This window comes from Komagataeibacter xylinus NBRC 15237 (genome assembly GCF_001571345.1).
In the GTDB taxonomy this organism is placed as follows: domain Bacteria; phylum Pseudomonadota; class Alphaproteobacteria; order Acetobacterales; family Acetobacteraceae; genus Komagataeibacter; species Komagataeibacter xylinus.
Genome location: NZ_BCTP01000083.1, coordinates 1 through 6805 on the forward strand (window position 1 = coordinate 1; position 6805 = coordinate 6805).

Sequence of the window (6805 nt, forward strand, 5' to 3'; positions counted from 1 at the left end):
GCTAGGAAATTTACGATAAACTGTGTATCTGATTGCGCGGTTTATGTAGTTTACTGACAGAAAGCTCTAACTTTTATGATGGATGGCAAGCGGATTGCAGTGGTTCTGCCAGCGTATAACGCAGCGAAAACCCTGCAACAGACATATGACGAAATTCCGATGGATATCGTGGATGATGTCATTTTGACTGATGACGCCAGTAAAGATAACACGGCAGAGCTTGCGCGTTCACTCGGAATCCATGTTATAGAACATAACAGAAACCGTGGTTACGGCGGCAACCAGAAGACATGCTATGAAAGCGCCTTGGCACGGGGTGCTGACATCATCATCATGCTTCATCCTGACTATCAGTATTCTCCACGCCTGATCCGGGCCATGGCAGCCATGCTGACATCAGGCCATTATGATGTCGTCATTGCCTCACGCATATTGGGCAAGGGCGCGCTGACAGGTGGCATGCCGCTATATAAATACGTGGCAAACCGTGCCCTGACCTTGACGCAAAACATCCTCATGAATGCCAAGCTGTCAGAATATCATACCGGCTACCGGGGCTGGCGCAAGGAAGTACTTGAAGCACTGCCGCTGGACCTGTGCTCGGATGATTTTGTTTTCGACAACCAGATGTTGGCGCAGGTTGTCAATGCAGGCTTTACGATTGGCGAAATTTCATGTCCGACACGTTATTTTGCTGAAGCATCCTCCATTAATTTCCGCCGTAGTGTCAAATATGGCCTTGGCGTTTTGAAAACGTCGGCTGCCTACCGGTTAAACCGTCTGGGTATTTACCGCGATAAAATTTTCAGAAAATGATCATACACCCCAGAAAAAATTATAAGTTCAACAATATTTCCAGGAAAAGCAGCGATTTCAATCGCAAGCTTTTTCTTTTGTGTTTTGCTTTTATAATAATTTTTTCTGGTATTATTTTTTTACGGTATGATGATATTTCATATACTGTTCATACTATGCTTGCCCTTGCCAATAGTAACAGTATATATCATAGCTGGATAACCTATGAACTTATCCAGATCATAGTGGCGTTGTGCGGCATCCTGCCCGCGTCAGCCACGGCAATGGGAATTGGCGCCGCCTATGGTATCGTAGACGGCTTTTTCCTTGCCGCGCCCGCAACCATGATCGGGGCGCTGATTTCCTTCGGACTTTCCCGAACTTTCCTGCGCGGCTTCATTCACCGCATCCTGCGTAAAAGCGCCAAACTAGACAAGCTGGATCAAGTTCTCTCAGCAGAAGGGTGGAAAATTGCCTGTCTTTTCCGTCTTTCCCCTATTATGCCCTTTTCCATTACCAGTTATGCACTGGGCATGAGCGCTCTGTCCCTTCGGGCTTATGTAATCGGTACGCTCGCCTCACTTCCGGCGCTGCTGGGGTACATCACCATGGGAGCATTAACGGTACAAGGCTTCAGCTCTGCTACCGATGCAAGCGTTTCATGGGTGCATACTGCCATTCTCGTGATGGGAGGCATAGGTACGGTTGTATTAGTCTGGCACCTAAGCCGTGTCATCTCAAGAATTCTGTCTAAGCATATTGAGTGATCTGGCATTCAGTCACCTGAACACAAAGGCGACACCTGTACCATCGACCGGATAACAAAGGCATGAAAGCAGACCGACATCACGAATGTCCAGACGTTCAACTTTCATGCGCCTTTTTCTTTCAGCCCTGCTGTTGCCCAACAAGGCGCAGCATGTAGCCCAGTTCAGTCTTGCTCATCTTCTTTGCCTGCGCCAGCAGGGCGTCACGGTCAATATACCCCATGCGGAACGCGACCTCAGTGGGTGACCCGACCAGCATGCCCTGCCGGGACTGAATGGTCTGCACGAAATTACCCGCCTGCATCAGGCTGTCGGGCATGCCGGCATCCAGCCAGGCGCAGCCGCGTCCCAACCGGTCAACATGCAGCGTGCCTTCTTCCAGGTACATCTTGTTCAGGTCGGTGATTTCCAGTTCACCGCGTGCACTTGGCCTGACCTGCCGTGCAAACTCCGTCACGCGTTGATCATAGAAATACAATCCGGTCACGGCCCAGTTGGATTCGGGCTGCTCAGGTTTTTCAACAATACTCAATGCACGGCCATGCGCATCGAAAGAGACCACGCCATACCGTTCCGGGTCACGTACCTGATAGGCAAAGACGGTGGCACCTTTCGCCTGCTGGACCCGCTGTGCCGCAGCCTGCAGCAGGCCACTCAGGTGATCGGCAAAGATCAGGTTGTCACCCAGCGCCAGCGCGCAGGGCGCACCATCTATCCAATCTTCCCCGATCAGGAAGGCCTGTGCCAGCCCATCGGGCGAAGACTGGATACGATAGGTGAAACGGACCCCGAACTGCGATCCATTGCCCAAAAGCCGTTGGAACTGCGGCATATCCTGCGGCGTGGTGATGATCAGGATATCCTGGATGCCCGCCAGCATGAGGGTCGTGAGGGGATAGTAGATCATCGGCTTGTCATAGACGGGCAGCAACTGCTTGGATGTTGCAAGCGTCATCGGATGCAGGCGCGTTCCAGACCCACCGGCCAGCAAAATGCCCTTTATCGGCTTGGCTTGTGTCGTAGCGGATGCGGTTGTCATGCCTGGGTTCCCAGCCTCTGGCCTGTATAGCGTTGGGCGCGGATGCCTTCCCACCAGGCCCGGTTTTCCAGATACCATTGGACCGTGCGCCGTATGCCGGTTTCGAAATCATGCCGCGCTTTCCACCCCAGCGCCTGTTCTGCGTGGGTGGGATCAATCTCATACCGGAAATCGTGGCCCGGACGGTCGTTGACAAACTGGATCAGGCGTTCACGCGGACCTTTGGGGTCAGGCGCAAGTTCATCCAGCACAGCACAGATGGTTTTGACCACCTGCAGGTTGGTACGGGGCTGGCGCGCGCCAATGGCGTAGGTTTCACCGGGCTGGCCGTGTTCGATGGCCCGCACAAGCGCCTCGGCATGGTCTTCGACAAACAGCCAGTCGCGGATGTTCTCACCCGTGCCGTAAACCGGCAGGTTCTTGCCCTCGATGGCGTTGATGGTGGCCAACGGGATAAGTTTTTCGGGGAAATGCCAGATACCGTAATTATTCGTCGTGTTGGTCACGAAGGTGGGCAGGCCATAGGTATGGTGCCAGGCCCGCACGATATGGTCGGACGCCGCCTTGGATGCGGAATAGGGGCTGCGGGGATCATAGGGCGTGGTTTCGGTAAAGGGCGGGTCGCCAGCACCCAGATGGCCGAAAACCTCATCGGTTGAAATATGATGGAAACGGAAAGCTTTCTGCCGGGCGGCATCCAGTCCCTTCCAGTAGGTGTGCGCCGTTTCGAGTAACGTATAGGTACCAATCACGTTGCTCTGCATGAACACGCCCGGCCCATCTATGGAACGGTCCACATGGCTTTCCGCCGCAAGGTGCATGACGGCATCGGGCTGATAGGTTTCAAACACGTGTTTCATCGCCGGAGCATCAAGGATATTGGCGGGAACGTGGCGGTAAGAACTGCTGGATGCGACTTCCGCCACGGCCTCGGGCGATGCCGCATAGGTCATGCAGTCGACATTAAGGACACTATGTTCTGTTTTGTGAATGAGGTGTCTTACCACGGCGGAACCGATAAACCCGCACCCTCCACTCAGCACTATCCTCATTGTGTATATCTAATTCCAAATACTTATTGATTGTTTTACGAAATAAATACAGATCAGTCGATTGCCTTTGCCTCAATTCACCTCCTTTGGTCCTCAACTTACCCATAACAAAGACGGAATCATTCGACCTGCCCTGTCACACTGCCATTGTGGCGGCATTTCCGCCAACCATCGGAACCTAAAGTTAAAACTCCGAACCCGATGGTGCCAAGGTTTCATGATACACTTCATTGAGCGTAAGTCCAACCGGCGCCGTACGCGGGCATTGCGGGTTGTGGAAGGCCCACTTCACGATAACCGTATGAAGCCCTGCCCTGCTTCTAAACACATGCAGATAAACGCATTCGTATTTCAATGAACTGCTACAGACGCCGCGATTTTACATCCGGGACACAGCACGCACTGCTACATTCTGTGACCATGCGGTCGGCGTGACATTAACGGGCAACAAGCTTATCATAAGTGCCATTATTGCCTTATGGGAAAGGAAAAATTCACTGTGGCAGAGCGGCTTGCAAGACAGGTATTTCCAGCAATGATTGGTACGGCATTCTTCCTTGTCATGGTGGCGCTGTACTGCCTTGGTTTCGTGCCGCTCTATCGTGGAATCATGGAATTCTGGGGCGTCTATCCTTTCGATTTCCCATTTGTTGACACGGATACGGTGCTTTCCGCGATCCGCTGCATCAACAGGGGCGTCGATGTTTATGCCGCCAATCCCTGCGATGTCCTCAATCGTGTATACGACTATTCACCACTGTGGACTGTGCTGAGTGTGTTTCCCATGACACGGGCATGGCTACCTCCGATTGGCATGGGCGTGGATATTATTTTTCTCCTTTCGCTTTCGCTCCTGCCGGTTGGACGGTCGTGGCGGAATGCAAGGTGGATTACGGCGGGCATCGTATCAAGCGCAACCGTGTTTGCAATGGAGCGCGGGAATAATGATCTCGTGCTGTTCGTGCTTGCCGTGGGGGCCGCGACACTGGTGTGCCAGTCCGACAGATGGCGCCTGCTGGGGTATGGGTGTGCCCTGCTGGCCGGGCTGCTCAAATACTACCCCATGACCCTGATGCTGATTGCCACGCGCGAGCGACCTGGCCGGTTCATGGCAGTTGCCGCCGCAAGTATAATGGCCGTTGCCCTGTTTGCCATTGTGACCTGGCATGATCTGGTCCGGGCATTATCACTGATTCCAACCGGTTCGTATTTTGGAGACATGTTTGGCTCGGTCACGCTGGGCGGTGGCCTGACCGAATGGCTGGGCCTGCCGCCTGTCGCCCTAAAAATCATTCGACTTGCCCTGTCCCTTTTGGCAATCAGTATTGGGGTACGGCTTGGAACGCGTTCACATGAATGTGGCGCGCTCACCGTATTGAACGAGCGGGAACGCGCGTTTCTGCTGGTCGGTGCACTGCTGATCCTGAGTTGCTTCTTTACGGCGCAGAATATCGGCTACCGTGCCGTGCATCTCATCCTCGTGCTGCCCGCCCTGTCTGTGCTGCGCGATACCAGCAATATCCGCGTTTTCCGGTATGCCCTGCCTCTGGCAATCGGCCTGTTATGGTCAGGCGCATGGTACCATGACATCGTGGCCGTGGCTGCCGCCACAATCCGGCACCATGGTTACAGCCTTGTGCAGACAGGGTTATGGATTGTGCGAGAAGCAATGTGGTGGTCACTCGTCACACTCCTTGTATCCTGCGTGACAGATCTTCTCCTTGCATCGAATACTGTCAGTGCATGCCTTCGTTATGTTAACAGGCACGATTATAAGATAAAAATATAAGTTATCATAATATGATACATACTATGAATAATAAACATTTATTGTTTGTGGGGCCATGCTGAAATATGGTTAAAAACAAAAGGATAGAAATATTATTCCCGTTAATAATATTTTCTGTACTGCTGTGCGCCAGGTTTCATTCGGCCATGTTCCATGGTGGCCGTTTCATGGCAGAAGAAGGGTGCATATTTTTTGAAAAGGCATGGAATTCGTCCTGGTCAGAAGCCTTGTTTTTTTCGTACGGCGGTTATCTGAATATCGTAGCGAACGCCAGTACCCTGCTTGCCTATCATTTTATGCCACTGGCAGATGCGCCGTATTTGACGATGGGTATCGCGCTCCTGTTTCAGCTTTGTGCCCCCTGGCTCATTCTGACGGCAAAAGATGCCTGGCTGGCTTCCTACCGGGTCCGGCTCATAGCCGTTACAGTATTGCTGGTTGTTCCGGAATGGGTGGAAGTTTCCCTCCATAGCGTTCATTCCCAGTATCATCTTGCGCTCTGTTGCGGGTTGATCCTTGCTTTGGATACGGAAAAAGGATGGCGGGAGTACCTGCGCTGCGCCCTCCTTTTCTGTGCCCCGCTTAGCGGTCCAGGCGGTGTCGTGATGGCGCCGCTTTTCATATTGAGGGCCATTGCAGACCGTACGCGGGTCAGAATGGCCGAATGTCTGGTTATCAATGTCGCCAGCGCAATCCAGATACTACTGTTCTTTCACAAATTTCAGACCAGGGCATACAGCGTCAATTGCTATGATTATGTTCTGGTGTTTCTGATACGCTATGTCATGACGCCCCTGATAGGGCTCAAGCACACTGTCATACATATCGGCCAGTCCTTGCAGACCATGGAACAGGAAGGAAATACTCCCTATCCTTTCGTTATGGTGGCCGTGTGCCTGCTAGGTCTGTGCGTGGGCACACTCATCTATCAAATGATCTTCAATAAAAGATCCCATGAGGCGGTATGGCTTGCCCTTGCAGGTGGTGCGCATGCATTGGTTTCCATGTTTGGTGCATTGGGCGGTGCGATTACTCTCTTTCCACCCTATTTTGCCGAGCGGTACATTTTTGTAGGACAGTCCCTATTTTCTCTTTCCATTGTCTGCCTGGCTGTTACAGGCACGCCTGTTGTTAAGAAAATATGCTGGTACCTGGTCGCCATAATGGTTGTAATGGGGATTTATCATTTTATAACCCCTTTTAATAAAAACATGCTGCATGGCCCTTCATGGTGGGTAGAAGTGACGCGATGGGAGAAAAATCATGATACTGCCCTGCACATCTGGCCCCAGCCAGAATGGAATATGCACCTACACTGATAATTCATTGCCTTAAGTCTGGAGTGGTCGAAATGAATAACCCC

At 52.2% G+C, this 6805-nt stretch carries 6 protein-coding genes; 4 read left to right on the forward strand and 2 right to left on the reverse strand.

Translation table 11 applies throughout. The features are described 5' to 3' along the window. Positions 1-75 precede the first annotated feature (75 nt). Positions 76-816 carry a glycosyltransferase family 2 protein gene (locus tag GXY01S_RS16040; protein ID WP_061276743.1) on the forward strand — a complete coding sequence of 247 codons (741 nt, stop codon included), beginning with the start codon at positions 76-78 and terminating at the stop codon, positions 814-816. Then, positions 813-1562 carry a TVP38/TMEM64 family protein gene (locus GXY01S_RS16045; protein WP_061276745.1) on the forward strand — a complete coding sequence of 250 codons (750 nt, stop codon included), beginning with the start codon at positions 813-815 and terminating at the stop codon, positions 1560-1562. The genes GXY01S_RS16040 and GXY01S_RS16045 overlap by 4 nt, the downstream gene beginning before the upstream one ends. A 121-nt stretch (positions 1563-1683) precedes the next feature. Here GXY01S_RS16045 and rfbA read toward each other — a convergent pair whose 3' ends face one another. After that, positions 1684-2601, reverse strand: coding sequence for a glucose-1-phosphate thymidylyltransferase RfbA (gene rfbA / locus GXY01S_RS16050; RefSeq protein WP_061276747.1), 918 nt, complete (start codon positions 2599-2601; stop codon positions 1684-1686). Further along, positions 2598-3653 (reverse strand): dTDP-glucose 4,6-dehydratase, encoded by a 1056-nt coding sequence (rfbB, locus tag GXY01S_RS16055; RefSeq protein WP_061276749.1) that lies wholly within the window; start codon positions 3651-3653, stop codon positions 2598-2600. Before rfbB ends, rfbA begins: the two co-directional genes overlap by 4 nt. Positions 3654-4188: 535 nt before the next feature. Here rfbB and GXY01S_RS16060 point away from each other — a divergent pair. Further along, positions 4189-5442, forward strand: coding sequence for a hypothetical protein (locus GXY01S_RS16060; RefSeq protein ID WP_255210484.1), 1254 nt, complete (start codon positions 4189-4191; stop codon positions 5440-5442). A gap of 146 nt (positions 5443-5588) precedes the next feature. Continuing rightward, a complete protein-coding gene (locus GXY01S_RS16065) occupies positions 5589-6761 on the forward strand; it encodes a hypothetical protein (RefSeq protein WP_255210485.1) in 1173 nt (390 codons plus the stop codon). Positions 6762-6805 lie beyond the last annotated feature (44 nt).

Excerpts from the sequence above, each read along its gene's own strand:
- rfbA (WP_061276747.1), bottom strand. The coding sequence starts at position 2,601 with ATGACAACCGCATCCGCTACGACACAAGCCAAGCCGATAAAGGGCATT.
- GXY01S_RS16045 (WP_061276745.1), top strand. The coding sequence starts at position 813 with ATGATCATACACCCCAGAAAAAATTATAAGTTCAACAATATTTCCAGG.
- GXY01S_RS16040 (WP_061276743.1), top strand. The coding sequence starts at position 76 with ATGATGGATGGCAAGCGGATTGCAGTGGTTCTGCCAGCGTATAACGCA.
- GXY01S_RS16065 (WP_255210485.1), top strand. The coding sequence starts at position 5,589 with ATGTTCCATGGTGGCCGTTTCATGGCAGAAGAAGGGTGCATATTTTTT.
- rfbB (WP_061276749.1), bottom strand. The coding sequence starts at position 3,653 with ATGAGGATAGTGCTGAGTGGAGGGTGCGGGTTTATCGGTTCCGCCGTG.
- GXY01S_RS16060 (WP_255210484.1), top strand. The coding sequence starts at position 4,189 with ATGATTGGTACGGCATTCTTCCTTGTCATGGTGGCGCTGTACTGCCTT.